This window comes from Bradyrhizobium zhanjiangense (assembly GCF_004114935.1).
In the GTDB taxonomy this organism is placed as follows: domain Bacteria; phylum Pseudomonadota; class Alphaproteobacteria; order Rhizobiales; family Xanthobacteraceae; genus Bradyrhizobium; species Bradyrhizobium zhanjiangense.
This window is the reverse complement of the sequence record NZ_CP022221.1, coordinates 3,920,823-3,943,458: the sequence shown is the minus strand read 5'-3', so window position 1 is coordinate 3,943,458 and position 22,636 is coordinate 3,920,823. Positions and strand designations below refer to the sequence as shown.

The following is a 22,636-nucleotide window of genomic DNA, read 5'->3' as shown; positions in this document are numbered from 1 at the left end:
CGCTATTTCTTGCGCCAGACGAACAGTCCGGACATCGCGTAATTCCACACCACGCCCATCAGCGCGCCGGCCATGCCGGCCAGCCACCAGATCGGCTCCTGGTCGTAGACCGAGAAGGCGACGCCGACATTGGCGAGCAGGCCAACGCTACACACGATGTAGAAGGCGATCAGGCCGCGCAGCAGCGCAAGACCCTTCAGCCGCTGGTCGCGATAGGTGAGGAAGTTGTTGAGAATGAAGTTGCTGGTCATGGCGACGATGGCGCCGGCGGCCTGCGCCTCCGGGAACGGCACCTTGAACAGCTGAAGCGCGATGAACAGCGTGGTCAAGTGCACCACGAGGCCGATGCCACCGACCATCGCGAACAGGATGAATCGCAGCGAGACGATGTCGTTGCTCAGCTTGGCCAGGACGAGGCCGAGGAAGTCCAGCGCGACCATGGAATCGAGCTTGCTCTCGCCATGCTGGCGGGCGCCGAAGGTGTAGGGAATCTCGACCGCCCGCAAGCCGCCATGCGCGGTCGCGACGAGGTCGAGCAGGATCTTGAAACCGTGCACCGAAAGCTTTGGCGCGAGCTGCTCGAACCGATCGCGGCGAATCATGAAGAAGCCGCTCATGGGATCGGCGATCTCGACCCGCAGCATCTTCCTGGCGACCTCGGTCGCGAGGGCACTGGCGCCGGCGCGCTGCTTGTTGAAACCCTCGCTCTTGTAGCCCTCGATGTAGCGGCTGCCGACCACGAGGTCGGCCTCGTCGCTCGCGAGCAGCAACAGCATCTTCGGCAGTTGCGTCTCGTCGTGCTGGAGGTCGGCATCGATCACGGCCACAAAGGGGGCGCTCGAGGCGAGGATGCCCTCGATGCAGGCGCCCGACAGGCCGCGGCGGCCGATGCGGCGCACGCAGCGCACGCGGCTGTCGCGCTGCGCCAGCGCGCGCACGACGTCCCAGGTGCCGTCGGGCGAATTGTCGTCGACGAACACGACTTCCCAGGCGACGTTGATGAGTGTCGCCTCCAGCCGCCGGTACAGCACCGTGACGTTGTCGCGCTCGTTGAAGGTCGGGACGATGACCGACAGTTCCGGCCCCTCTTGAGCCTGCGGCAGGTTGTCGACGCCCGGTCTGATCGCTTCATTCATGACGGCAGCGTATATCCGCCACGTCATGCGCTGCCAAGTTCTTGCGCTACCAAGCCGGGGTTTCCAAGGGGAACGGCCCAAAAGAGGCCCTAAAATGCCAACGACCCCGGAACGGCGGACCGCGCGTACATCCGGCGCAGGCCCAAGCTATTCCAAGGTCGTCCCAGCGACGGAGTTTTCGCTCAACGTCGCCGTTGGAAGCTAGATAGGAACGACGAATCCGCTTCGCAAGGGGGCCAAAACCCGATTTTGGTGCCCTATTGGTTGGGGACTTCCCGAATCACCGGCCCTCGCGGCGCCGGAGCGGCCGGGGCTGCGGGTGCCGCAGTAGGGGCCTGCTCGACTTTCGCCGGCTTGCCGTACTGGCCGATCGGTCCGAACACGACGGCGACCGCAAGCACGATCGCCGCGACGATCGCGCCCAGAATGCCCCCCACCGACTCAGACGACATGGACCCATCCCTGTTCCAGATGCGCCCAGTGATACCATGGATGAGCGCGCAGCCGGAAGAGCTGCCGGGCAGCAACGGTCAATGGAGTTATTTCTGCGGCGGCCGGTGCTTGACGAAGGCCGTCACGATGTCCTTCTGCGCCGACTCCACCGCCCTGTTCGCGGTGGCGAGATGGGCACCGGAATCGACGTTGGGATATTGCGTGGTGAGATAGTCGAGCAGCACCACCCGGTAATATTGCCGCTCCGACGGACAGGCGCCCGCGACCGAACGGCCAAAATCTTGTTCCGACAGGCCCTGATTTGAGTCGCGGGAATATTCCCGCGCCAGGCAATGCCAGTAATCGTCGCGGCCCTGCTGGGCGAGCTTCTGTGCGCTTTTCGCATCGTCGTCATCCGCCATGGCAGCAGATGTCATCATGACGAGCGCGGCTCCCAGCAACAGCATCCGCATTCTTGTTCTCCTGCTTCGCGGGTCCGGCTCGCGAGCTTAGACGGGACGGGCCAACTGGCCAATCACAACTGGTTTGATTAGGATGAGGCCCCTCCCCGTCGATGCGAGATCCTTCCGTGGCCAAAGCAAAAACCGCGTCCAAAAAATCCGGCAACATCTTCATCGGCATCGGCGGCTGGACCTTCGAGCCCTGGCGCGGCGTGTTCTATCCGGAGAAGCTGACGCAGGCCAAGGAGTTGTCGTACGCCGCCTCGAAACTGACCTCGATCGAGATCAACGGCACCTATTACGGCTCGCAGAAGCCGGAGAGCTTTCGCAAATGGGCGAGCGAGGTGCCGGACGGTTTCGTGTTCTCGGTGAAAGGACCGCGCTTCGCCACCAACCGCCGCGTGCTCGCCGAGGCCGGCGATTCCATCAAACGATTCTACGATTCCGGCGTGCTGGAGCTCGGCGACCATCTCGGGCCGGTGCTCTGGCAGTTCGCGCCGACCAAAAAATTCGACGGCGCCGATTTCGGCAAGTTCTTGGAGCTGTTGCCGCGCAAGCTCGAGGGCCGCGCGCTGCGCCACGTCGTGGAAGTGCGCCATGACAGCTTCTGCACGCCTGACTTCGTCGCGCTGATCCGCGAATTCGAGACGCCGGTGGTGTTCGCCGAGCACGGCAAATATCCGGCGATTGCCGACGTCACCGGCGATTTCGTCTATGCGCGGCTTCAGAAGGGCAATGACGAGATCAAGACCTGCTATCCGCCGAAGCAGCTCGATGCCTGGGCCGAGCGCTTTCAGGCCTGGGCGTCGGGAAGCGAGCCCGACGACCTTCCGAAGGTTGACAAGGCCAAGCCCAAGAAGGAGCCACGCGACGTGTTCGCCTACGTCATCCACGAGGGCAAGGTGCGCGCGCCGCACGGCGCCATGGAACTGATCGCCCGTGTGAGCTGAGGTCTCCCATGGCAAAGGCGAAGAAGCTCTTCACCATCGGTTATGAGCAGACGCCGCCCAAGGCCGTGCTGGACGAGCTGGAACAGGCCGGCGTCAAGCTCGTGGTCGACGTGCGCGCGGTGACGTCCTCGCGACGGCCGGGATTCTCCAAGAAGCAGCTCTCCGCAGGACTCGACGAACGCGGTATCGCCTATATCCATCTCGCCGCGCTCGGCACGCCGAAGGAAGGCCGCCTCGCCGCCCGCAGCGGCCAATACGATGTGCTGGAAAAAATCTATTCACAGCACCTGAAGACGCCGCAGGCGCGAGAAGAGATGGACGAGCTCTCGGCGTTGGTGAAGAAGGCCGGCCCCGTGTGCCTGCTCTGCTACGAGCGCGACCACACCCACTGCCACCGCCAGATGATCGCGGAGATCATCGAGGAGCGCGATGGCGTGGCGGTGAAGAATTTGGCGGGGCGGCAGGTGTAGCTGCCGCCGTAGCCGTCATCCTGAGGTGCCGTAGCGAAGCGGAGGCCTCGAAGGACGACGGCGTGCCACCGAGGTGCGGTTCGGCCGTACATCCTTCGAGGCTCGCAAGGGCTCGCAGCTCAGGATGACGGGTCTACCCGCATGCGATGCGCTGCCCCGGAATGACGAGCTGAGAGCACCCTAGCCCTCTCCCGCCAACCGAAACGTCCCTTCCATCATCTGCACGCAGCTGCCGCCGACATGGGCCGAGATGATCTTGCCGTCCTGCTTGCGCACCCGCGTCAGCAGCAGACTCGGGCGGCCCATGTCAAAGCCTTGGCCGACCGTGAGCTTCAATTCGCCGTCGCGCGCGGGGTCAAGATCGGCGAACAGCGCGGCGGCCGCGACCGTGGCGCTGCCGGTGGCAGGGTCCTCGGCGAGACCGCCGGCGCCGCGCATGAACATCCGCGCTTGAAGCTCGCAGGGCGCCTCCGCCGCGGGCACATCGCGCGTATAGAACCAGGCCGAGACTGCGCCGTCGCGCGGAAATATCCTGCCGAAGGCCGCCGCGTCGGACCTCGCCCGCTTGAGCGCATCGCGCGAATGCAGCTCGATCACCAAAAATGGCGTTCCAACACCGACGACCTGCGGCGCGTGACGGTCGACCCTGATATCCTCCGCGCTGAGCGAGATGCAGCTCGCGGCATCCGCGGCCGACAGTTGCGACAACCGCGCCAGCGGCTGCGGCGCGGTGAGCTCGGTGCTCACCACCCGGCCCTGCTCCCGCCGGACGTCGACCGGCACGAGTCCGGCCTTCTCTTCGAACAGCAAGCGCGGCTTCGGCTCCTTGGCGATCGTCGCCAGCACGAAGGCCGTGCCGACATTCGGGTGACCCGCGAACGGCATCTCCCTGACCGGGGTGAAGATGCGCACCTCGGCATCATTCGCCTTGTCACGCGGCGGCAGCACGAAGGTCGTCTCGGAATAGTTGAACTCGGTGGCGATTGACTGCATCTGCTGAGTGGACAGCCCGCCGGCATCGAGCACCACGGCGAGCTGATTGCCGCCGAAGGCGCGGTCGGTGAACACATCGACGGTGATGTAGCGGCGCTGCATCTTTCACTTCCCCATGCAAGTCGCGGCCGCAACCGGCCGCATCGCCGACAAGTCTACAGGCCGGCGACATCGCCCGTCATGCCCCAAAATTCGGAGCAATCGGAGCATTCGCGGAAGCGACGTTGCGGGCGCCTTGCCTACGCCCCGCTCTAGACAGCGCTCACCCCAGCTGAAACACCGCGACCGGCCGCTCATAGCCGCGCACCTCGACCTCGCCGAGCGCGACGGCATCGCTGCCGTCGTCTCCCAGCGCCTCGCGCACGGACTCGGAGATCAGGAGCTGGGAGCCGAGCTCCTTGTTCAGCGCCTCCAGGCGCGAGGCGAAATTCACGGTGTCGCCGATGACCGTGTATTCCTTGCGCCGGGGCGAGCCGATGTTGCCGGCGACGACCTCGCCGAAATGGATGCCGATGCCGATCCGCAGCGGCCAGCTCGTCTGCGCGTTGATGCGGTCCATCGCCGTCAGCATCTCGCGGCCGGCAGCGACCGCGCGGTGCGCGGCGTCGGAGGCCTCCAATGGCGCGCCGAACAGCGCGAGAAAGCCGTCGCCCAAGAACTTGTTCACGATGCCGCCGTGGCGGTCGAGGATATCGACCAAAACGGCGAAGGCGCCGTCGAGCCGGTCGACTACCTCCTGAGGCGTGCGCGACTGCGCACCGGCCGTGAAGCCGCGGAAATCGACGAACATCACCGCGACGCGGCGGAGGTCGCCGCCTGCAGTCGTTCCCGCCGCCATCAGCCGCTCCACCACCTGCGGGGAGACGTGCTGGCCGAACAGATTCGTCACCCGGTCCCGCGCGGTGGTCGCCGCAATGCTCGCGGCAAATTGCCGCCGCAGCTGGGCGCCGACGGCGCCGGCGAGCACGCCGCAGATCAGGATGATGATGCTCCGCACGGCGTGGAAATAAATCAGGGGTTCGTCGGCCTCGCTCGCCGAATTGTAATACAGCGCGATTGCTAGGAGCCCGGCTGCGGCCACGAGCCCCGTGAAAGTGGAGAGCCAGAAATCGAGCCGCAGCGTCGAGAGAATGACGAAGATGAAGTACATCAGCGGCACGGCGAAGCCGAGCGCCTGGGTCGCGCCCATGGTCCGGATCTGGAGAATGAGGATCACCGTGGGCAGCGACGTCTCGATCAGCGTGCCGAGATAGCGCCTGATCACCGGCAGGTCGCGATCAAGGCGGAGGTTCTTCCTGATCTGGGTGTGGACCCAGACCTCGAACAGGATGAAGCCGACCAGAAGGCCGTAAATCTCGATGAGCCCTTCCGTTCCGCGCCAGACCCGGTTCACGACAGCGGGATCGATCAGGTAGATCGTGGTGAGGAACAACATCATGACGCAGCCCGTCATGATCAGCGCGCGCACCCGCAACAGCTCGGTGCGCAGCACCTCCCGCGTCAGCTCGCGCTCGAAATCCTCCGACAGCACGGCATGCTGCCGGGCTTTCCTGCTTGCAAACCTGACCATTTCACCCCTCGATTCCGGGGGCATTGTGCCTCAATCCAGCGTGCGGCGGAAGCGCGTCACGGCGATGGTCATGGCGAGCAGCATCAGGGCCGCCAGCGCCAGCGTGTCGAAGCGCAGGTTCTGCATGGTCGCGCCCTTCAGCATGATGGCGCGGACGATGCGCAGGTAATGGGTCAGCGGCAGGGCCTCGCCGACATATTGCGCCCAGGCCGGCATGCCCGCGAACGGGAACATGAAGCCGGAGAGCAGGATGCTGGGCAGGAAGAACATCATCGACATCTGCATGGCCTGGAGCTGGTTCTGCACCAGCGTCGAGATGGTGTAGCCGATCGACAGATTGGTGGTGATGAACAGCGTCGAGAGCAGCGCCAGCAGGAACAGATTGCCGAGCACGGGTACGCCGAACAGGCCGACGCCGATGCCGATGATGAGGAAGGCCTGCACGAAGCCGACCAGCACGTAAGGCACGATCTTGCCGAACATCACCTCGACCGGCTTGATCGGCATCGACAACAGGCTCTCCATGGTGCCGCGCTCGACCTCGCGCGTGACCGACAGCGCGGTGAAGATCAGCATGGTCATGGTGAGGATGGTGCCGACCAGGCCCGGCACGATGTTGAGGCTGGAGGCCGCGGCTGGATTGTAACGGGCATGCGCGCGGATCTCGAACGGCATCTCCGGGGGATCGCCGATGTAGAGATCGTGCTTGAGCGCGGTCTGCACGACCATGCCGAGCGAACCGATCGCCGAGCTCGCCGCAACGGGATCTGTGGCGTCGGCCGCGACCAGCAGCGCCGGCTTGTCGCCGCGCCGCACCGCCCGCTCGAAGCCGCGCGGGATCTCGACGCCGAACAGCACCTTGCCGGATTTCAGCAGATTGTCGAAATCTTCAACGTCGTGCACTTCATAGAGGAAGCGGAAATAGGCGGTGTTCTCCAGCGCCTTCAGGATCGAGCGGGCGAGATCGGAATCCTCCTGGAGCAGCACCGCGCTCGGCAGATTATGGGGCGTGGTATTGATGGCGTAGCCGAACAGCATGAGCTGCATCACCGGCAGCATCACGATCATCGCGAACGAGACGCGATCTCGCCTCAGTTGGATGAACTCCTTGATCAGCATCGCATAGGAGCGTCTCCAGAAGCCGAAGCGCTCCCGGATTTCGTGCTGTGGCGCGGGATGATCGACAACGCTCATTGGACATTGTCCTTACTGGAAATTGTCCTTGGAATGGCTCATCAGCTCGATGAACACGTCTTCGAGCGATGGCGACGATTTCTGCCAGTCCAGGCCGCTCTTCTCGCGCCACGGCCCGATGCTGGCTTCGAGCGCAGCGACGTCGCGCCCCGAAACGTGCAGCGAGGTGCCGAACGGCGCCACCATGTCGATGCCGGGCTTACCGGTGAGCTCGGCCGCGAGCCCATTCAGGTCTTCGCCTGTGACAGTGTAGGTGGTGAGCGCGGATTTGGCGATCACCTGCTCCACCGTGCCATGCGTCAGGAGATGGCCATAGGCGATGTAGGCGATCTCGTGACAACGCTCGGCCTCGTCCATGTAGTGGGTCGAGACCAGCACGGTGAGGCCGTCGGCGGCGAGCGCATGGATCTCGTTCCAGAAGTCGCGCCGCGCCTTGGGATCGACGCCGGCGGTCGGCTCGTCGAGCAGCAGGAGTTGCGGATTGGGCAGCGTGCAGGCCCCTAGCGCCAGGCGCTGCTTCCAGCCGCCAGAGAGCTCGCCGGCGAGCTGCTCCTCGCGGCCGGAGAGCCCGAGTCGCTTGATCATGTCGCGAGCAGCGCCACGCGCGTCAGTGAGGCCATAGAGCCGGGCGACGAATTCGAGATTCTCGCGCACCGAGAGGTCCTGGTACAGGCTGAAGCGCTGAGTCATGTAGCCGACCTGGCGCTTGATCTTTTCGGCATCGCGGCGGATGTCGTATCCGAGGCAGGTGCCCTCGCCGCTGTCGGGCGTGAGCAGGCCGCAGAGGATGCGGATGGTCGTTGTCTTGCCAGAGCCGTTCGGCCCGAGGAAGCCGTAGATCGAGCCGCGCTTCACCTGCATCGACAGATCGTGCACGACCTCGCGGCCGCCGAACGACTTGGTCAGGCCCTTGACGTCGATCGCGATGCCGTTGCCGCCGCTCATCGCTTGTCCGCCACCGGTGTCTTCGGATTGAGATGGACGTCGATCGGCTGTCCGACGCGCAAGGCGTCGGGCCGCGAGGGCCGCGCCTGGATCAGATAGACCAGCTTGTTGCGCTCATCGAGGCTGTAGATGACGGGCGGGGTATATTCGGCCGAGGTTGCGATGAAATAGATCTTTGCGGTGAGATCGGCCGCGCAATTGTCGCAGGCGATGCGCACCGTGTCGCCGATGGCGAGCTTCGGCAGCTCGGCCCCCGGCACGAAGAAGCGCAGCTTCATGTTGCCGGGCGGCATGATCGAGAGCACCGGCCGCTGCGCCGCCACCATCTCGCCCTCGCGAAAATAGATCTGCTGGATGGTGCCGGCGACCGGCGCAAAGCCCTTGCGTCGCGCCATCCGCGTCTCCGACGTCGCCACCCGCGCTTGTGCGACGCGCAAGGCGGACACGGCGGAGTCCAGATTGGCCTGCGTGCCCGAGCCGGTCTTGTTCAGCGACGCCGCCCGGTCATAGGTTTGCTGCGCATTCGCCAGCGTCGCCTTGTTCTGGTTGAGATCGGCCAGCTGGAGATCGTCATCGACGGAATAGAGGTGATCGCCGACCTTGACTTCGTCCCCCTCGCGGACATTGAGCTTGGTCACCCGGCCGGCCTCGTCCGGGCTGACGAAGATCATGTCGGCCTCGACCCAGCCCTGGAATCCGGGATCGCGCTTCTCGTTGCAGGCTGCAAGCACGGTTGCGAGCACGACGGCCAATGCAAATCCAAAAATCGCTCGTGACGACCTCATGTCGTCCTCCGTTCGCCAAAAATCAAATCGAGATGAACGCGCAGCATGTCCTGCGCGTCGAGCGGCGCATGCCGCACAAAAAGGCTCTGCCAGATCACCGCGATCATCGCGGGCGCGACCAGTATCTGTGGATAGCGCGCGAGATCCTTCTCCCGAATCTCGCCGCGGGCGATGCCGAGCTCGATCAGCGCGCGCATGGCGGCAATCCCGCGCGAGACCACTTCGCGGTAGTAGAAATCGGCAACGGATGGAAAGCGCGGCCCCTCCGCCACGATCAGGCGGACGAGATCGCCGCGCCTGGTGCCGATGACCTCCTTCAGGAAGTTGCCGGCGAAGGCCTCTATCAGGTCGCGCACCGAGCCCACCGGCGGCGGCAGCGCCGTGAGGCGCGTGACCACCGGCACGATGACAATGCGCACCAGCTCCTCGAACATCGATTCCTTGTCCTTGAAGTGCAGGTAGATCGTGCCCTTGGCGACACCGGCGCGCTTCGCGATGTCGTCGAGCCGCGTCGCGGCAAAGCCGCGCGTGATGAACTCGTCCATCGCCGCCTCCACGATCGCTGCACGCCGCTCCGCGGCCCGGGCGGCGCGGTTTGACACGCGGGCCTCGGCGTCAGCGCCGGCTTCGGGTGCGTGGCTCCCGGCTCGGGCCACGGATGCAATCGCTGTTCTGGCGGGCTTCTTCGTCATTTGCTATTTATGACTGACTAGTCAGTCATTGTCAATCAACGAAGAAGTCGAGGCCGACACGACAAATTAGTGTTTACTAATGAATTAGCACATGCTAATGCGTTTCTCATGATGGAAGTCACCCCCAACCCCGTAACCGCCGTGATGCGCGCCCTCGCCGACCCAACGCGCCGCGCGGTGTTCGAACGCGTCTTCGACAGCAGGGAAATCAGCGTCGCCGAGCTGACACGCGGCAGCGGCGTGACCCAAGGCGCGATCTCGCAGCACCTGAAATCCCTCAAGCAAGCCGGCCTCGTCGCCGAGCGCGCCGAGGGCCGCAATGTCTACTACCGCGTCGCGCCGCGCGGCCTCGAGCCGCTGATCACCTGGATGGACCACTACGGCGTGTTCTGGCGCGAGCGCTTCCAGAACCTGCGTGACCTCTTGAAGGAGATCGATCCGTGAATGCAGCCGAGTTGAAAGCCGAGACCCAAGACAACATCCGGGACATCGTCATTGACGAAGTGCTCCCTCATGCGCCGGAGACGATCTGGAAGGCGCTGACCAGCGCGCAGTTGATCGCGCGCTGGCTGATGCAGCCGACCGGCTTCGAGGCGAGTGAAGGCAACACCTTCACGTTCCAGACCACCCCTGGCGGCGCTTGGGATGGCGTCATTCATTGCCGGGTTCTCGAGGTCGTGGCCAACAGGCGCCTCGTCTACGCCTGGAAGGGCGGCGATGAGCGCAACACCGGTTACGGCGCGCCGCTCGACACTGTCGTGACGTGGTCCCTCACCCCGGTCGAAGCCGGCACGCGGATTCGCCTTGTCCATGCGGGCTTCGTGATGCCCAGGAACGAGTCGGCCTACAACGTGATGAGCGGCGGCTGGAAGAAGGTCGTCAGACAGCTCGACGAGATCAGCGGCGAGAAGTGAGGAGATATCGCGATGGACAAGCCTTTTACTGGCGGCTGCGCCTGCGGCGCAATCCGCTATTCGATTGCCGGTGAGCCGCTGTTCAGCAATCACTGTCAATGCCGGGACTGCCAGCGGGAAAGCGGCAGCGGCCATGGCTCGTACGCAACGTTCGCGCGCGCCGGCGTCACGCTGACCGGCGAAGCGAAGCATTGGGACATGGTCGCCGACAGCGGCAACGTGAAGACACGCGGCTTCTGCACACAATGCGGCGTGCCTGTGTACATGACCTTCGCGGCACAGCCTGGCGTCTTCACGATCCGCGCCGCAACCCTCGACGAGCCCGGCCGCTACAAGCCGCAGGCGGTCACTTTCGCCGCGCGCGGCTATGACTGGGATCGCCTCGACGCCAGCCTGATAAAGTTCGAAGGCATGCCGCCGGGGTGAGATGCTAAAGCGCGATGAGATTGGGATGAATCGTCATCGCGCTTTAGGTTGTTGTTTGAGCATGATCTGTTCGGAAAACCGCTTCGCACTTTTCCGGATCATGCTTTAGCCAAAATCCAGCACCATGCGGCCGTCGATCTTGCCGGCCTTCATGCGGTCGAAAACGTCGTTGATTTGCGTGAGCGGCACCTTCGTCACCTCGGCCTTGACCTTGCCGTCCGAGGCAAACGCGATGGCTTCGTCGAGATCGCGCCGTGTGCCGACGATCGAGCCGCGCACGGTGATGCGCTTGAGCACGACATCGAAGATCGGCGTCGGGAATTCGCCCGGCGGCAGGCCGACGAGGCTGACGGTGCCCTTGCGGCGCACCATCTTCAGTGCCTGGGCGAACGCTGCGGTCGACACCGCCGTCACCAGCACGCCATGCGCCCCGCCCCCTGTTGCCGCAAGAACATTGTCCACGGCGCCTGCCGCGAGTGCGTTGACCGCGAGATCGGCGCCGGCCTCACGTGCGAGCGCGAGCTTGTCCTCGGCGATATCGACCGCCGCGACCTTGAGCCCCATCGCCTTGGCGTACTGAATTGCGACATGGCCGAGCCCGCCGACGCCTGAGATCACGACCCACTCGCCGGGTCGCGCCTCGGTCTCCTTCAATCCCTTGTAGGTGGTAACACCGGCGCAGAGGATCGGCGCAATGGCCGCGAAATCGACGCTCGCCGGCAGCTTTGCGGCGAAGGCGGCCGAGGCGATGACATATTCGGCGAAGCCGCCGTTCACGCTGTGGCCGGTGTTGTGCTGGTGCTCGCACAGCGTCTCCCAGCCGGTCTCGCAATATTCGCAAGACATGCATGCATCGTGCAGCCAGGCGACGCCCACGGCATCGCCGACCTTCAGGTTCTTCACGCCGGACCCGACCGCGGCGACGATGCCGGCTGCTTCATGGCCGGGAAGCCGGACGCGGCGTGCAGATCGGTGTGACAGACGCCACAGGCCTTCACCTTGACCAGAACCTCGCCCGGACCGGGCTGCGGCACCGGCACGTCCTCGATCACCAGCGGCTTGCCGAATTGTCTGACAATTGCGGCTTTCATGGTCGGCATCGGTCTGCTCCTTTGCATTACAGACTGAGACTAGCGATACCGAGCGGTCCTCCTTTGATGGGCGTCAAACAGCACAAACTTTGCGCAACCCGATCGCCATCACGACACGACGGACGACGTGACGCGCCTGCGGGCTCAGCTATGGAACTTGAGGCCGTCGATGATCTTGTCGATTACCTTGCGCTCGGCGCGCATCGCGATGCCGACGAGATTGAGGTCGGTGCGCATCACCGCCCTCACCACTTCGCGATTGGCGGCGTCATGCGTCGTCTTGAACATGTCCTCGGTATAGACTGCCGGCTTGACGTTGCGCGTCAGCGCCCGGTCGAGCGCGCGCGATAATGCCGGACCATCGGCGCCATAGATCAGGATCGGCTGGCCGATCAGCGCATGATATTTCGTGCCCGAGGCGTCCTCATAGGCTTCGCCGATGCATTCCGGAAAGGCCGCGGCAATGCCGCTCGTCAGGAAAGACGCGACGTTGAGCTTCTGCCAAGCTTGAAGATCGGTGCGGATCACGACAGCGATCTTGGTGTCGAACTGCATGTGTATTCCTAGATGTCATTCCGGGCGCGCCACTTGGCGCGAGCTCTGATGCGCTGCGCATCGAGAATCCATCGCGTCCCAAAGTCGGGGGAGGCTCGATGCTCAGGTCCGCGCACCGCGCGGTACCGTTGCATCGCCCCGGAATGACAGCAAGAGGAATCAGCGCTCGAAGGATCAACCCTTGGCGTCGCAGGCCCAGGCGCGGATCACGCATTCCTTGCCGCCATATTTGTAGCATTCGCGCGTGGCGGCATTGAGCGAGTCCGAAATCTTCGGCTTGACGGCAAAGCCATAAGCGCCGCAGGGATTGGCGAGATCGACCGACATCGCAGCGCAGGCGCGCTTCATCGTCACGGTCGTGCAATCGCCCTTGCACTGTTTCTGTGCCGCGGCGCGCGCCTCGTGCTCGGCGCCGTAATCATAGGCCTGGCCATACGCGCCGCACTTGCCGACCGCAATAGCGCCCGCCGCGTGGGCTTCGGTGATGTAACGGGCGCCGGAGACACAAACCGACAACGCAAAGAAAAACATCGCGCAACGGCGCGCGACGACGTTCGAAGCCATGGAAAAACCCCTCCCCCCAAGGCAGGTGGAGGGACTCTAAGCGGGGGTCGTTTCCAGATGGTGAACGGGTGGTTGAAATCGGAGGGGTGAGAGATGCCGAAAGGTGGGCAAAGGCGCAGCGCCGTGCCCACCAATCTGTCCTCACAACTACCTGCAAATTGGTGGGCACGCTTCGCTTTGCCCATCCTACGGCAGCGTTTACGGAAGCGTCATCCGCGTCTTGCCGCTTCCAGCGCCTGCGGGGTGTCGATGTCGAGGAAGGCGCTCTCGCCATCCACGGGCACTTCGGCCACCGCTTCAGTGTGCTTGGCGATCAGATGCCGCGCGCCGACATCGCCGTCGAGGGTCAACAACTCCTTGAAGAAGCGGCGCGACCACAGCACGGGGTTGCCACGGCGGCCTTCGCTGACGGGCACGACGATGAGGTTGCCGCGGTCGGGTGCAAAGCCGTCGATGAGGTGGTCGATCAGACCGGCGTCGATCAGCGGCATGTCGCCGAGGCACACCAGGGCGCCGTCGCAGGTCTCGGGCACGGCGGCGATGCCGGCCTTGACCGAGCTTGCGATGCCGCCGGCGAAATCCGGGTTGCGGACGAACTTGACTTTCAGGCCTTGCAGTGCCTGCTCGACCAGTTCGGCCTGATGTCCGGTGACGACGATCACCTCGGACGCCTTCGAGGCCAGCGCCTGCTCGGTGGCGATCCGCACCAGCTTCTTGCCGTTGAACTCCGCGAGCAGCTTGTTCGGTCCGCCCATCCGCGTGGAGCGGCCGGCCGCCAGAACGATGGCGGCGACCTGGCTGTTGCCCTCGGTCTCGGGTTTTGCGCGCGGCTGCGGCCGCGTCACGATCTCCATCAGGAGGCCGCCGACACCCATGCCCATCAGCTCGGACCGCGTCACCTTGATGCCGGCGAGCAGCCGCATCAGCACCCAGTCAAAACCGTTCTCGACCGGCGAGCGCGCGCAGCCCGGCGCGCCCAGCACCGGCACCTCGCCGGCGCGCGCGATCAGCAGCAGATTGCCGGGATCGACCGGCATGCCGAAATGCTCGATCTCACCACCGATGCCGGTGACCGCCGCCGGGATCACGTCGCGGCGGTCGGCGATGGCGGACGCGCCGAACACGATGACGAGCTCGGCGCCAAGGCCCAGCAACTCCTTGATCGCAGCCGACAGCACCTGCTCCTCATGCGGGACCCGTCGCTCGGCGATGATGCTGGCGCCGGCCGGCGCAAGCCGCTCGGCGGTAACACGCAGCGTCTTGTCGATGACCTTGGATGACAGGCCCGGCAGCAGCGTCGAAACCACCCCGACACGCTTGACCACATAAGGCGCTACTCTGAGCACGTCCTTGCCGGCCGCCTTGACCGCGGCATCGCGCAAACCCTCTTCGACGCCGAACGGGATGATCTTGACGGTGCCGACCATCTCGCCCTCGACCACCGGCTTGTAGGCGGCGAGCGTGGCAAAGGTGATGGCCTCGTCGACATTGTTGATGCGATCGACCGCGGCGCGGTCGATCACCAGCACGCCCGCCCGCGCGGCGAACAGATTGGCGCGGCCGGTGAAGGCGCGCTCGACATGGATGCCCTCGCCGCCGACGGCAAGCGCGATGCTGGCGGCCGCAACGTCCTCGGAGACGTCGCCAGCCTCCATGCGCACGACCACGATGTCCTTGATCCCAGCGCGCTCCAGCGCCTCGACCTCGGCGGGGCCGATCGTCGTGCCTTTCTTGAGCACCAGCGGTCCCTGGCGCAGGGTGTGAACGGTCACCCCGCCGATCGCATCCTTGGGGCTCGCCGGGCCGAACTTCATGCCGCTTCTTCTTTTTGTTTTGGAGGCAGCCGCAGCACCGCCGTGATCTCGGCCATGATCGCCACCGCGATCTCGGCCGGAGAAACCGCGCCGATCGCAAGGCCAATGGGCGCGTGAATGCGCGCGATGTCGCTCTCCTTGGCGCCCTGCGCCCGCAGCCGGTCGCCGCGCTTCGCATGTGTCTTCCGCGAGCCGAGCGCGCCGATGTAGAAGCAGTTGCGCTCGAAGGCGTGCAGCAGCGCGGGATCGTCGATCTTGGGATCGTGCGTTACCGCGACGAAAGCGGTGTAAGCATCGACATTGAGCGACGGCAGCGCCGTGTCAGGCCATTCCGCGACGAGCGGAATGTCGGGGAAGCGCTCGGGGCTCGCAAAGGCCGTGCGGGGATCGACGACCGTGACGTCGTAGCCGAGCGAGCGTGCCAGCGGCGCCAAGGCCTGGCTGATATGCACCGCGCCGACGATGACGAGTTTTGCGGTCGGCGCGTATACGTTGAGGAACAGCTTCTTGCCGCCGGCCTCGACATTGGCGCTCTTGCCCATACGAAGCTGCTTGTCGAGTTCTGCGTGCAGCGGATCTTTGGCAAAGTCCTTGGCTTTCACCAAGCGCTGCTCGCCGCTCTCGGTGTCCGTCACCAGAATCACCGGCCGGCGCGCGGCGCGCTCGGCGTTGAGTTCGTGCAGGATCGCGAACTTCACGACTAACCCACCTTCTCGACGAAGACGCGGATGGTGCCGCCGCAGGACAGCCCGACATTCCAGGCGGTCTCGTCAGCAACGCCAAACTCCAGCATCTTGGGCTTGCCGCTCTCGATCACGTCCATGGCCTCGGTGACCACGGCGCCCTCGACGCAACCGCCGGAGACGGAGCCTAAGAACGTGCCCTCGTCGTTGATGACGAGGCTCGAGCCCGCCGGGCGCGGCGCCGAGCCCCAGGTCTCCACCACAGTGGCGAGCGCAACGCCACGGCCGGCCTTTTGCCAGTCCTCCGCTGCCTTCAGAATATCCTCGTCGCGATCGAGCATGGCTGGCCTCTCAAGCTGCGGAGCGGATCAGGCTGCGGTGATGCGGCGGCAGCGGCCGGGAGAGCGTGGTGATCAGCTCCTGGATCGAACTCAAATTATGTACCGGGCGGAATTCGTCAACGTGGGGCAGCATCATTTTGATGCCCTGCGCCTTGGCCTCGAAGCCGCCGAACCGGAGCAGCGGGTTCAGCCAGATCAGCCGCCGGCAGGAGCGGTGCAGCCGGTCCATCTCGAAGGCCAGCTTGGAATCGGCCTCCCGCTCCAGCCCGTCGGAGATCAGCAGCACGATGGCGCCCTGGCTCAGCACGCGCCGTGCCCACAATTTGTTGAAGTTGTGCAGCGAGGCCGAGATCCGCGTGCCGCCGGCCCAGTCCTCGACCGAGGCCGAGCAGCTTGCCAGCGCCTCGTCGGGGTCGCGCTGGCGCAGGGCGCGGGTGACGTTGGTCAGCCGGGTACCGAACAGAAACACCGAGACGCGCTTGCGCGCATCGGTGATGGCATGCAGGAAATGCAGGAAAAGGCGGGTATATTCGCTCATCGAGCCCGAGATATCGAGCAGCGCGACGATCGGCGCGGGCTTCTCGATACGTCCAAGGCGATGGATGTCGATGATGTCGCCGCCGGTTCGTAAAGATGCGCGCAGCGTGCGGCGCAGGTCGAGCCGCAGGCCGCGCGGATCGGGTCGTTGCCGGCGCGTCAGGAGCTCGGCTTGCGGCAGGTGCATCCGCTCGACGGCGCGGAGCGCCTCGGCGATTTCAGCCGCGCTCATCTGCGCAAAGTCCTTCTTCTGCAGGATCTCCTTGTCGGAGACCGACAGGCGCAGATCCTGCTCCTGGTGCTGCGGCGTCTCCGTCATCCGCGGCTGCGACATCGCCTCCTGCACACGGCGGGAGCCTGCCTGCGGCTTCTTCCTGGCCTGCTCCGGCAGCGGCACCGAATCCAGCATGTGCTTCCATTCTTCCGAGGCGCGGAAGAACAGGTTGAAAGCCTGCTTGAAGATCAGCGCATGCTCGTGGCGCTTGACGAAGATCGCCTCGAGCGTGGTGAAGACATCGGCGCGACTGCCGATGTCGATCACCTGGAGCGCGCTCATGGCGTCGATGGCGGCGCCCGGTCCGACCGGCATGCCAGCTGCACGCAGCGCGCGGGCAAAGCCGACGATGTTGTCGGCGAACTGCTCGGTTTGCTCCGGGGCAAGGTGATTGATGGCCATGGTCGTATCCATCCCCTCGTCATTCCGGGGCGCGCCCTCTTTGGCGCGAGCCCGGACTCCATTCATCCACCGACTCTGCGGCCCGATGGATTCTCAGGTGGGCAATTGCGCACCGTAGCTCGCGCTACGCGCGCCCCGGAACGACGAACTCAATTAACGCGCGTCAATTGTCGGTCGTCGCGTCTTTCAGTACCTTCTGCAAGGCATCGCCCTGCATCCGCGTGATGTCGTCCTGGTATTTGAGCAGTGCGCCCAGCGTATCGCCGACCACTTGCGGGGTCAGCGAGCGGGCGTCGAGCTCCGACAAAGCGGTGGCCCAGTCGATGGTCTCGGCGACGCCCGGCGACTTGTAGAAGTCCTGGTTGCGCAGCGCCTGGACGAAGCGCACCACCTGCTGCGAGAGTTTTGCCGAGATGCCGGGCACGCGCGTCTTGACGATCGCGAGCTCGCGCTCGGCGGCGGGATAGTCCACCCAGTGATAGAGACAGCGCCGCTTCAGCGCATCGTGGATCTCGCGGGTGCGGTTGGAGGTGATGATGACGATCGGCGGGTGCGGCGCCTTCACGGTGCCGAATTCGGGGATCGTCACCTGGAAATCGCTGAGGATTTCGAGCAGGAACGCCTCGAACGCCTCGTCGGCGCGGTCGAGCTCGTCGATCAGCAGCACCGGGGGACCGGCAACGTCGGGCTCCAGCGCCTGAAGCAGCGGCCGCTTGATCATGTAGCGGTCGGCGAAGATGTCGCTCGAGAGCTGGTCGCGATCGGTGTCGCCGGCGGCTTCCGCCATCCGGATCGCGATCATCTGCGCGGCGCTATTCCACTCATAGACAGCGGAGGAGACGTCGAGGCCCTCGTAGCACTGGAGGCGGATCAGCTTCCGCCCAAGTGCTGCCGACAGCACCTTTGCGATCTCGGTCTTGCCGACGCCGGCTTCGCCTTCCAGGAACAGCGGCCGGCCCATGCGCAGCGACAGGTAGGTCACCGTGGCCAGCGCTCGCTCGGCGAGGTAGCCGCGCGACGTCAGGAGTTCGAGCATCGCATCGACCGATGCCGGCAAAGCACCGGAAGAAGAGGCCGCTGAAGTCATGAAAAAGCCAGTCTCGCTACGCCCTCACCGGGGACAGATTTGGGCCGAGGGATGAGGTCAGCTCATCCCTTGGCATTGGCGGCATCGACGGCGCGGCGCGTCAGCACGCCAATGAGATGCGCGCGGTATTCGGCGCTGCCGTGGATGTCGCTGTTGAGGCCTTCCGCCGGCACCGCAATGCCGTCAAGCGCCTTCGCCGAGAAGCGCTTCTTCAGGGCCTCCTCGAACGCGGTGACGCGGAACACGCCTTCGGAGCCCGCACCGGTGACGGCGACGCGTACATCCGACGGACGCCGCGCCACGAACACGCCGACCAGCGCATAGCGCGAGGCTTGGTTGCGGAATTTGATGTAGGCCGCCTTCTTCGGCAGCGGAAACATCACCTTGGTGATGATCTCGTCAGCTTCCAGCGCGGTCGAGAACAGGCCCTGGAAATACTCCTCGGCCTTGAGGCGGCGCTTGTTGGTGACGATGGTGGCCCCTAACGCGAGCACCGCGGCCGGATAATCTGCGGTTGGATCGTTGTTGGCGAGCGAGCCGCCAATCGTGCCCTTGTGACGCACGGCGGGATCGCCGATTCCGCCGGCAAGGCTGGCGAGCGCCGGGATCGCCTCGCCGACGACGGCGGAGGCCGCGACCTCGGCGTGCTTGGCGGTGGCGCCGATCACCAGCGAGCGGCCCTTCATCTCGATCGTGTCGAGCCCCTCGATGTGAGAGAGGTCGACCAGATGCGGCGGGTTGGCGAGACGCTGCTTCATGACGGGGATCAGCGTGTGGCCGCCGGCGATCACCTTGGCGTCTTCGTTCTTCACCAGGAGATTGGCCGCCTGGCGAACGGTCCCAGGGCGATGATATTTGAATTCGTACATGGGTGTGTCCTGATCGCGGAGTGCGCGCGCGGTTTACGCGAGATCGGATTTGGCCATCGCCTTCGCGCCGGCGGAGATCGAGGCCACGATGTTCTGATAGCCGGTGCAGCGGCAGAGATTGCCTTCCAGCTCTTCGCGGATGGTGTTGTCGTCGAGCTCATGGCCCTTGCGATGCACGATGTCGATCGCAGTCATGATCATGCCGGGCGTGCAGAAGCCGCACTGGAGCCCATGATGCTCGCGGAAGGCTTCCTGCATCGGATGCAGCGGCGCACCGTCCGCGGCCAGTCCCTCGATCGTCTTGACCTCGTGGCCGTCGGCCATCACCGCCAGTGTGGTGCAGGACTTCACGGCCTTGCCGTCGAGATGCACGACGCAGGCGCCGCACTGCGAGGTGTCGCAGCCGACATGGGTCCCGGTCAGCCGCAGATTCTCGCGCAGGAACTGCACCAGGAGGGTGCGGGGATCGACGTTGGCCGTGACTGGATTGCCGTTCACGATGAGGGAGATTTTTGCCATAAGCACTCTCTATCAGCGCCCCGACGGGTCCCATCGAAGCGGTTCTTATAATTATTCCAACCCATCATATGGGCCATTATGCCCGGGGGCAACATCACCCCGGACGCAAGGCGCCATGCCGAAAGGCGATAGCCTTCAGCCCTGTACCGCCTTGGCGAAGTTCGCGAAAAATTCGTCGGCCAGCTTCTTGGCAGCGCCGTTGATCAGGCGCTGGCCGAGCTGCGCCAACTTGCCGCCGATCTGCGCCTCGACGTCGTAGGAGAGCAGCGTGCCGCCGTCCTTCTCCGCGAGCTTGACGGCCGCGCCGCCTTTGGCGAAGCCGGCCACCCCGCCCTCACCCTCACCAGAGATTTTGTAGCCATTGGGCGGGTCGAGATCGGACAGCATGACTTTGCCCCTGAAGCGCGCGGATACCGGGCCGACCTTCATTTTCGCCGTTGCGCGAAAGCCGCCGTCGTCAGTTTTCTCCAGCTCCTCGCAGCCGGGAATGCAGGCCTTCAGCACTTCGGGATCGTTGAGCTTGTCCCACACGGCCTCGCGCGACGCCGCAAGCTGGACTTCGCCGTTCATCGTCATGGCCATGGGTGCCTCCCGGATCGCACAACTATAATGCTGTTCAAGTAACGCACGGAGGACGTAAAGGAAAGGGCGGCCTCCGGTCCCGTGCAATGCATATTCGCAACTGCAAAAAGCTTGCGCCGATAGTTTGGGATTGGCACAGGCGGGCCATGGTGGTTAGGTCCCGCACAATATGAGCACTTCCCTCTCCCCCCTGCTCGCGCCGATGCTGTCGAGCGCAGCCATGCGCGCGGTCTGCGACGACCGGTCGACCCTTCAGAACATGCTCGATTTCGAGGCAGCCCTGGCACGGGCCGAGGCCGCCACAGCTGTGATTCCCGCATCCGCGCTGGGGCCGATCGCATCTGCCTGCAAGGCTGATGCCTTTGATATGGCAGCCCTGGCCGAGGCGGCAACGCGATCAGGCAATCTCGCGATTCCCCTGGTCAAGGCGCTGACCGCCAATGTCGGCAAGGCCGATGCGGAAGCCGCGCGTTACGTGCATTGGGGCGCGACCAGCCAGGACGTCATCGATACCGCAACCATGCTCACGCTGCGCGCTGGCATCGATGCGCTGGACACCGACCTCAGCCGCGCCATCAAGGGTTTTGCCGCGCTGGCGCGAGCCCATCGCGCCACCGCGATGGTAGCGCGGACCTGGCTCCAGCACGCGCTGCCGATGCCGTTCGGGTTGAAGGCCGCCGAATACGCTGCAAGCCTTGCCCGCGCCCGCTGCCGCCTCAGGCGGCTCTCCCGCGAGGGTCTCGCGCTACAATTCGGCGGCGCCGCCGGCACCCTCGCAGCCCTCGGCGACAAGGGACTCGCGGTCGCCGAGCGGCTGGCGGAGGAGCTGAACCTGCCGCTGCCTGAGGCGCCCTGGCACACCCATCGCGACCGCATCGCGGAAGCCGCCTCCTGCTTTGCAATTCTCGCCGGCAGCTGCGGCAAGATCGCGCGCGACGTCTCGCTGCTGATGCAGACCGATGTCGCCGAAGCGTTCGAGCCTGCCGGTGAAGGCCGCGGCGGCTCCTCGACCATGCCGCACAAGCGCAACCCGGTTGCCGCCGCAAGCGCTCTCGGCGCTGCGACCATGGCCCCGCAGCTCGCCGCGACGATTTTGGCCGCGCAGGTGCAGGATCATGAGCGCAGTGCCGGCCCCTGGCATGCGGAGTGGCCGACGCTGCCGCAATTGATGCTGGTCACCTCGGGGGCGCTTGCCGCCATCGTCGACATCGCCGAAGGCCTCGACGTCGACGCCGCGCGCATGCGCAGCAATCTCGATGCGACGCATGGCCTGATCATGGCGGAAGCGGTCACCTTTGCGCTGGCAGAGAAGATCGGCAAGAGCGATGCGCATCATCTCGTCGAAGCCGCCAGCAAGCGCGCGGTCGCCGAGAAGAAGCATCTGCGCGAGGTGCTGTCGGCTGTTTCGCTAGTCACTGCTCATCTGCCGCCGGAAAAAATTGCGGCATTGTTCGAGCCGATGGCCTATCAAGGAGCTTCCCAAGCCCTGATCGACCGGCTGCTCGACAGCCTGGACCGCGAATAAGAACCGCAATTACGACCAAATACGACGGAGACGCCGCATGCCCATGATCGATGCCGACGGATGCCTGCTCAACGTCTCCGTCGAGGGCCGCGACGGCGGACCGACCTTGATGCTCTCCAACTCGCTCGGCTGCACGCTGCAAATGTGGGAGCCGCAGATGAAGGCGCTGACGCAGGTGTTCCGCGTCATCCGCTACGACCGCCGCGGCCACGGCAAATCGAACGTGCCGCCCGGTCCCTACACGATGGAGCGCTTCGGCCGCGACGTGCTCGCGATCCTCGACGATCTCAACATCGAGAAGGTGCATTGGTGCGGCCTGTCAATGGGTGGCATGGTCGGGCAATGGCTGGGCGCCAACGCGCCGGAACGCTTCGGCAAGATCGTCCTCGCCAACACCTCCTGCTATTATGCCGAGCCGACTAAATGGCTGGAGCGCATCGACGCCGTGAAGAAGGGCGGCATCGCGGCGGTCGCGGATGCCGTGATCGCGGGCTGGCTGACCCAGGACTTCCGCGAGCGCGAGCCGGAGATCACCGCCAGAATGAAGTCGATGCTGCTCGCCTCCCCCGTCAAGGGCTATCTCGCCTGCTGCGAGGCGCTGTCGACGCTGGACCAGCGCGCGCTGCTTCCCAAGATCAAGAGCCCGACACTGGTGATCGCCGGCCGCCACGACATGGCGACGCCGATCTCGGCAGCCGAACTGATCCGCTCGAACGTTCCCGGCGCCAGCATGACCATCATCGACGCCGCCCACATTTCCAACGTCGAACAGCCGCACGCGTTTACGGACGCGGTGGTGGGGTTCTTGACACAGCGCTGATCTCA

Annotated in this window: 26 protein-coding genes and 1 pseudogene; 7 read left to right on the top strand and 20 right to left on the bottom strand. The window is 64.9% G+C overall.

Going from position 1 to position 22,636, the window contains the following annotated elements; genetic code table 11:
* Nucleotides 1-2: 2 nt before the first annotated feature.
* From XH85_RS18540 to XH85_RS18530, 3 genes are all read right to left on the bottom strand, one after another.
* A complete protein-coding gene (locus tag XH85_RS18540; protein ID WP_128932962.1) occupies nt 3-1,136 on the bottom strand; it encodes a glycosyltransferase family 2 protein in 1,134 nt (377 codons plus the stop codon).
* 257 nt (nt 1,137-1,393) lie between these two features.
* Nucleotides 1,394-1,588, bottom strand: coding sequence for a hypothetical protein (locus XH85_RS18535; protein ID WP_128932961.1), 195 nt, complete (start codon nt 1,586-1,588; stop codon nt 1,394-1,396).
* 87 nt (nt 1,589-1,675) lie between these two features.
* A complete protein-coding gene (locus tag XH85_RS18530; protein ID WP_128932960.1) occupies nt 1,676-2,041 on the bottom strand; it encodes a hypothetical protein in 366 nt (121 codons plus the stop codon).
* A 101-nt stretch (nt 2,042-2,142) separates the two neighbouring features.
* Between XH85_RS18530 and XH85_RS18525 the strand changes: the two genes are divergently transcribed.
* The gene (locus XH85_RS18525; protein ID WP_128932959.1) at nt 2,143-2,979 is read left to right on the top strand and encodes a DUF72 domain-containing protein; all 837 of its coding nucleotides are present in this window, start codon (nt 2,143-2,145) and stop codon (nt 2,977-2,979) included.
* A gap of 8 nt (nt 2,980-2,987) precedes the next feature.
* Complete coding sequence (locus XH85_RS18520) at nt 2,988-3,449, top strand: DUF488 domain-containing protein (protein ID WP_128932958.1); 462 nt, start codon at nt 2,988-2,990, stop codon at nt 3,447-3,449.
* Nucleotides 3,450-3,629: 180 nt separating this feature from the next.
* Here the strand turns inward: XH85_RS18520 and XH85_RS18515 are convergent, their stop codons facing one another.
* From XH85_RS18515 to XH85_RS18490, 6 genes are all read right to left on the bottom strand, one after another.
* Nucleotides 3,630-4,544, bottom strand: coding sequence for a PhzF family phenazine biosynthesis protein (locus XH85_RS18515; RefSeq protein ID WP_128932957.1), 915 nt, complete (start codon nt 4,542-4,544; stop codon nt 3,630-3,632).
* A gap of 160 nt (nt 4,545-4,704) precedes the next feature.
* Complete coding sequence (locus XH85_RS18510; protein WP_128932956.1) at nt 4,705-6,012, bottom strand: adenylate/guanylate cyclase domain-containing protein; 1,308 nt, start codon at nt 6,010-6,012, stop codon at nt 4,705-4,707.
* A 30-nt stretch (nt 6,013-6,042) separates the two neighbouring features.
* Entirely contained in the window at nt 6,043-7,206 is a 1,164-nt protein-coding gene (locus XH85_RS18505) for an ABC transporter permease (RefSeq protein WP_128932955.1), read from the bottom strand.
* A gap of 12 nt (nt 7,207-7,218) precedes the next feature.
* Nucleotides 7,219-8,151 carry an ABC transporter ATP-binding protein gene (locus tag XH85_RS18500; protein ID WP_128932954.1) on the bottom strand — a complete coding sequence of 311 codons (933 nt, stop codon included), beginning with the start codon at nt 8,149-8,151 and terminating at the stop codon, nt 7,219-7,221.
* On the bottom strand, nt 8,148-8,936 hold the full coding sequence (locus XH85_RS18495) for an HlyD family secretion protein (protein WP_128932953.1): 789 nt from the start codon (nt 8,934-8,936) through the stop codon (nt 8,148-8,150). The genes XH85_RS18500 and XH85_RS18495 overlap by 4 nt, the downstream gene beginning before the upstream one ends.
* Nucleotides 8,933-9,628: a TetR/AcrR family transcriptional regulator gene (locus tag XH85_RS18490; RefSeq protein WP_091888919.1), complete on the bottom strand. Its 696-nt coding sequence runs from the start codon at nt 9,626-9,628 to the stop codon at nt 8,933-8,935. The genes XH85_RS18495 and XH85_RS18490 overlap by 4 nt, the downstream gene beginning before the upstream one ends.
* Nucleotides 9,629-9,736: 108 nt before the next feature.
* Here XH85_RS18490 and XH85_RS18485 point away from each other — a divergent pair, with 108 nt between their 5' ends.
* From XH85_RS18485 to XH85_RS18475, 3 genes are read left to right on the top strand one after another with little or no spacing between them, the layout of a single operon-like run.
* The gene (locus tag XH85_RS18485; RefSeq protein WP_128932952.1) at nt 9,737-10,072 is read left to right on the top strand and encodes an ArsR/SmtB family transcription factor; all 336 of its coding nucleotides are present in this window, start codon (nt 9,737-9,739) and stop codon (nt 10,070-10,072) included.
* Nucleotides 10,069-10,542 carry an SRPBCC family protein gene (locus XH85_RS18480; RefSeq protein WP_128932951.1) on the top strand — a complete coding sequence of 158 codons (474 nt, stop codon included), beginning with the start codon at nt 10,069-10,071 and terminating at the stop codon, nt 10,540-10,542. The genes XH85_RS18485 and XH85_RS18480 overlap by 4 nt, the downstream gene beginning before the upstream one ends.
* A gap of 12 nt (nt 10,543-10,554) precedes the next feature.
* Complete coding sequence (locus XH85_RS18475) at nt 10,555-10,968, top strand: GFA family protein (RefSeq protein ID WP_128932950.1); 414 nt, start codon at nt 10,555-10,557, stop codon at nt 10,966-10,968.
* Between the two features lie 105 nt (nt 10,969-11,073).
* Here XH85_RS18475 and adhP read toward each other — a convergent pair.
* From adhP to XH85_RS18420, 11 genes and pseudogenes are all read right to left on the bottom strand, one after another.
* Nucleotides 11,074-12,068, bottom strand: a pseudogene (adhP, locus tag XH85_RS18470) (alcohol dehydrogenase AdhP).
* A 135-nt stretch (nt 12,069-12,203) separates the two neighbouring features.
* Nucleotides 12,204-12,614, bottom strand: coding sequence for a DUF2000 family protein (locus XH85_RS18465; protein ID WP_128932949.1), 411 nt, complete (start codon nt 12,612-12,614; stop codon nt 12,204-12,206).
* Nucleotides 12,615-12,788: 174 nt separating this feature from the next.
* Nucleotides 12,789-13,178 (bottom strand): DUF4189 domain-containing protein, encoded by a 390-nt coding sequence (locus tag XH85_RS18460; RefSeq protein ID WP_091888931.1) that lies wholly within the window; start codon nt 13,176-13,178, stop codon nt 12,789-12,791.
* A gap of 209 nt (nt 13,179-13,387) precedes the next feature.
* Complete coding sequence (locus XH85_RS18455) at nt 13,388-14,992, bottom strand: NTP transferase domain-containing protein (RefSeq protein ID WP_128932948.1); 1,605 nt, start codon at nt 14,990-14,992, stop codon at nt 13,388-13,390.
* On the bottom strand, nt 14,989-15,690 hold the full coding sequence (locus XH85_RS18450; RefSeq protein WP_128932947.1) for an XdhC family protein: 702 nt from the start codon (nt 15,688-15,690) through the stop codon (nt 14,989-14,991). Before XH85_RS18450 ends, XH85_RS18455 begins: the two co-directional genes overlap by 4 nt.
* 2 nt (nt 15,691-15,692) lie before the next feature.
* A complete protein-coding gene (locus tag XH85_RS18445) occupies nt 15,693-16,016 on the bottom strand; it encodes an XdhC family protein (protein ID WP_008564652.1) in 324 nt (107 codons plus the stop codon).
* Between the two features lie 10 nt (nt 16,017-16,026).
* Nucleotides 16,027-17,229 (bottom strand): vWA domain-containing protein, encoded by a 1,203-nt coding sequence (locus tag XH85_RS18440; RefSeq protein WP_128932946.1) that lies wholly within the window; start codon nt 17,227-17,229, stop codon nt 16,027-16,029.
* A 163-nt stretch (nt 17,230-17,392) separates the two neighbouring features.
* Nucleotides 17,393-18,316, bottom strand: a complete 924-nt coding sequence (locus XH85_RS18435) for an AAA family ATPase (protein ID WP_128932945.1) — start codon at nt 18,314-18,316, stop codon at nt 17,393-17,395.
* Nucleotides 18,317-18,378: 62 nt separating this feature from the next.
* On the bottom strand, nt 18,379-19,185 hold the full coding sequence (locus XH85_RS18430) for an FAD binding domain-containing protein (RefSeq protein ID WP_128932944.1): 807 nt from the start codon (nt 19,183-19,185) through the stop codon (nt 18,379-18,381).
* A gap of 33 nt (nt 19,186-19,218) precedes the next feature.
* Complete coding sequence (locus tag XH85_RS18425; RefSeq protein WP_091888943.1) at nt 19,219-19,704, bottom strand: (2Fe-2S)-binding protein; 486 nt, start codon at nt 19,702-19,704, stop codon at nt 19,219-19,221.
* Nucleotides 19,705-19,839: 135 nt separating this feature from the next.
* Nucleotides 19,840-20,286, bottom strand: coding sequence for an SRPBCC family protein (locus tag XH85_RS18420; RefSeq protein ID WP_128932943.1), 447 nt, complete (start codon nt 20,284-20,286; stop codon nt 19,840-19,842).
* A 169-nt stretch (nt 20,287-20,455) separates the two neighbouring features.
* Here XH85_RS18420 and XH85_RS18415 point away from each other — a divergent pair, with 169 nt between their 5' ends.
* Together XH85_RS18415 and pcaD are read left to right on the top strand one after the other, a co-directional pair.
* Complete coding sequence (locus tag XH85_RS18415; protein WP_128932942.1) at nt 20,456-21,811, top strand: 3-carboxy-cis,cis-muconate cycloisomerase; 1,356 nt, start codon at nt 20,456-20,458, stop codon at nt 21,809-21,811.
* A 37-nt stretch (nt 21,812-21,848) separates the two neighbouring features.
* Complete coding sequence (pcaD, locus tag XH85_RS18410; RefSeq protein WP_128932941.1) at nt 21,849-22,631, top strand: 3-oxoadipate enol-lactonase; 783 nt, start codon at nt 21,849-21,851, stop codon at nt 22,629-22,631.
* Nucleotides 22,632-22,636: the final 5 nt, after the last annotated feature.

Excerpts from the sequence above, each read along its gene's own strand:
- XH85_RS18430 (WP_128932944.1), bottom strand. The coding sequence starts at position 19,185 with ATGTACGAATTCAAATATCATCGCCCTGGGACCGTTCGCCAGGCGGCC.
- XH85_RS18500 (WP_128932954.1), bottom strand. The coding sequence starts at position 8,151 with ATGAGCGGCGGCAACGGCATCGCGATCGACGTCAAGGGCCTGACCAAG.
- XH85_RS18535 (WP_128932961.1), bottom strand. The coding sequence starts at position 1,588 with ATGTCGTCTGAGTCGGTGGGGGGCATTCTGGGCGCGATCGTCGCGGCG.
- XH85_RS18485 (WP_128932952.1), top strand. The coding sequence starts at position 9,737 with ATGATGGAAGTCACCCCCAACCCCGTAACCGCCGTGATGCGCGCCCTC.
- XH85_RS18505 (WP_128932955.1), bottom strand. The coding sequence starts at position 7,206 with ATGAGCGTTGTCGATCATCCCGCGCCACAGCACGAAATCCGGGAGCGC.
- XH85_RS18420 (WP_128932943.1), bottom strand. The coding sequence starts at position 20,286 with ATGGCCATGACGATGAACGGCGAAGTCCAGCTTGCGGCGTCGCGCGAG.
- XH85_RS18530 (WP_128932960.1), bottom strand. The coding sequence starts at position 2,041 with ATGCGGATGCTGTTGCTGGGAGCCGCGCTCGTCATGATGACATCTGCT.
- XH85_RS18540 (WP_128932962.1), bottom strand. The coding sequence starts at position 1,136 with ATGAATGAAGCGATCAGACCGGGCGTCGACAACCTGCCGCAGGCTCAA.
- XH85_RS18445 (WP_008564652.1), bottom strand. The coding sequence starts at position 16,016 with ATGCTCGATCGCGACGAGGATATTCTGAAGGCAGCGGAGGACTGGCAA.
- XH85_RS18435 (WP_128932945.1), bottom strand. The coding sequence starts at position 18,316 with ATGACTTCAGCGGCCTCTTCTTCCGGTGCTTTGCCGGCATCGGTCGAT.
- XH85_RS18510 (WP_128932956.1), bottom strand. The coding sequence starts at position 6,012 with ATGGTCAGGTTTGCAAGCAGGAAAGCCCGGCAGCATGCCGTGCTGTCG.
- XH85_RS18415 (WP_128932942.1), top strand. The coding sequence starts at position 20,456 with ATGAGCACTTCCCTCTCCCCCCTGCTCGCGCCGATGCTGTCGAGCGCA.
- XH85_RS18455 (WP_128932948.1), bottom strand. The coding sequence starts at position 14,992 with ATGAAGTTCGGCCCGGCGAGCCCCAAGGATGCGATCGGCGGGGTGACC.
- XH85_RS18525 (WP_128932959.1), top strand. The coding sequence starts at position 2,143 with ATGCGAGATCCTTCCGTGGCCAAAGCAAAAACCGCGTCCAAAAAATCC.
- XH85_RS18425 (WP_091888943.1), bottom strand. The coding sequence starts at position 19,704 with ATGGCAAAAATCTCCCTCATCGTGAACGGCAATCCAGTCACGGCCAAC.
- XH85_RS18515 (WP_128932957.1), bottom strand. The coding sequence starts at position 4,544 with ATGCAGCGCCGCTACATCACCGTCGATGTGTTCACCGACCGCGCCTTC.
- pcaD (WP_128932941.1), top strand. The coding sequence starts at position 21,849 with ATGCCCATGATCGATGCCGACGGATGCCTGCTCAACGTCTCCGTCGAG.
- XH85_RS18440 (WP_128932946.1), bottom strand. The coding sequence starts at position 17,229 with ATGGCCATCAATCACCTTGCCCCGGAGCAAACCGAGCAGTTCGCCGAC.
- XH85_RS18520 (WP_128932958.1), top strand. The coding sequence starts at position 2,988 with ATGGCAAAGGCGAAGAAGCTCTTCACCATCGGTTATGAGCAGACGCCG.
- XH85_RS18495 (WP_128932953.1), bottom strand. The coding sequence starts at position 8,936 with ATGAGGTCGTCACGAGCGATTTTTGGATTTGCATTGGCCGTCGTGCTC.
- XH85_RS18490 (WP_091888919.1), bottom strand. The coding sequence starts at position 9,628 with ATGACGAAGAAGCCCGCCAGAACAGCGATTGCATCCGTGGCCCGAGCC.
- XH85_RS18475 (WP_128932950.1), top strand. The coding sequence starts at position 10,555 with ATGGACAAGCCTTTTACTGGCGGCTGCGCCTGCGGCGCAATCCGCTAT.
- XH85_RS18460 (WP_091888931.1), bottom strand. The coding sequence starts at position 13,178 with ATGGCTTCGAACGTCGTCGCGCGCCGTTGCGCGATGTTTTTCTTTGCG.
- XH85_RS18465 (WP_128932949.1), bottom strand. The coding sequence starts at position 12,614 with ATGCAGTTCGACACCAAGATCGCTGTCGTGATCCGCACCGATCTTCAA.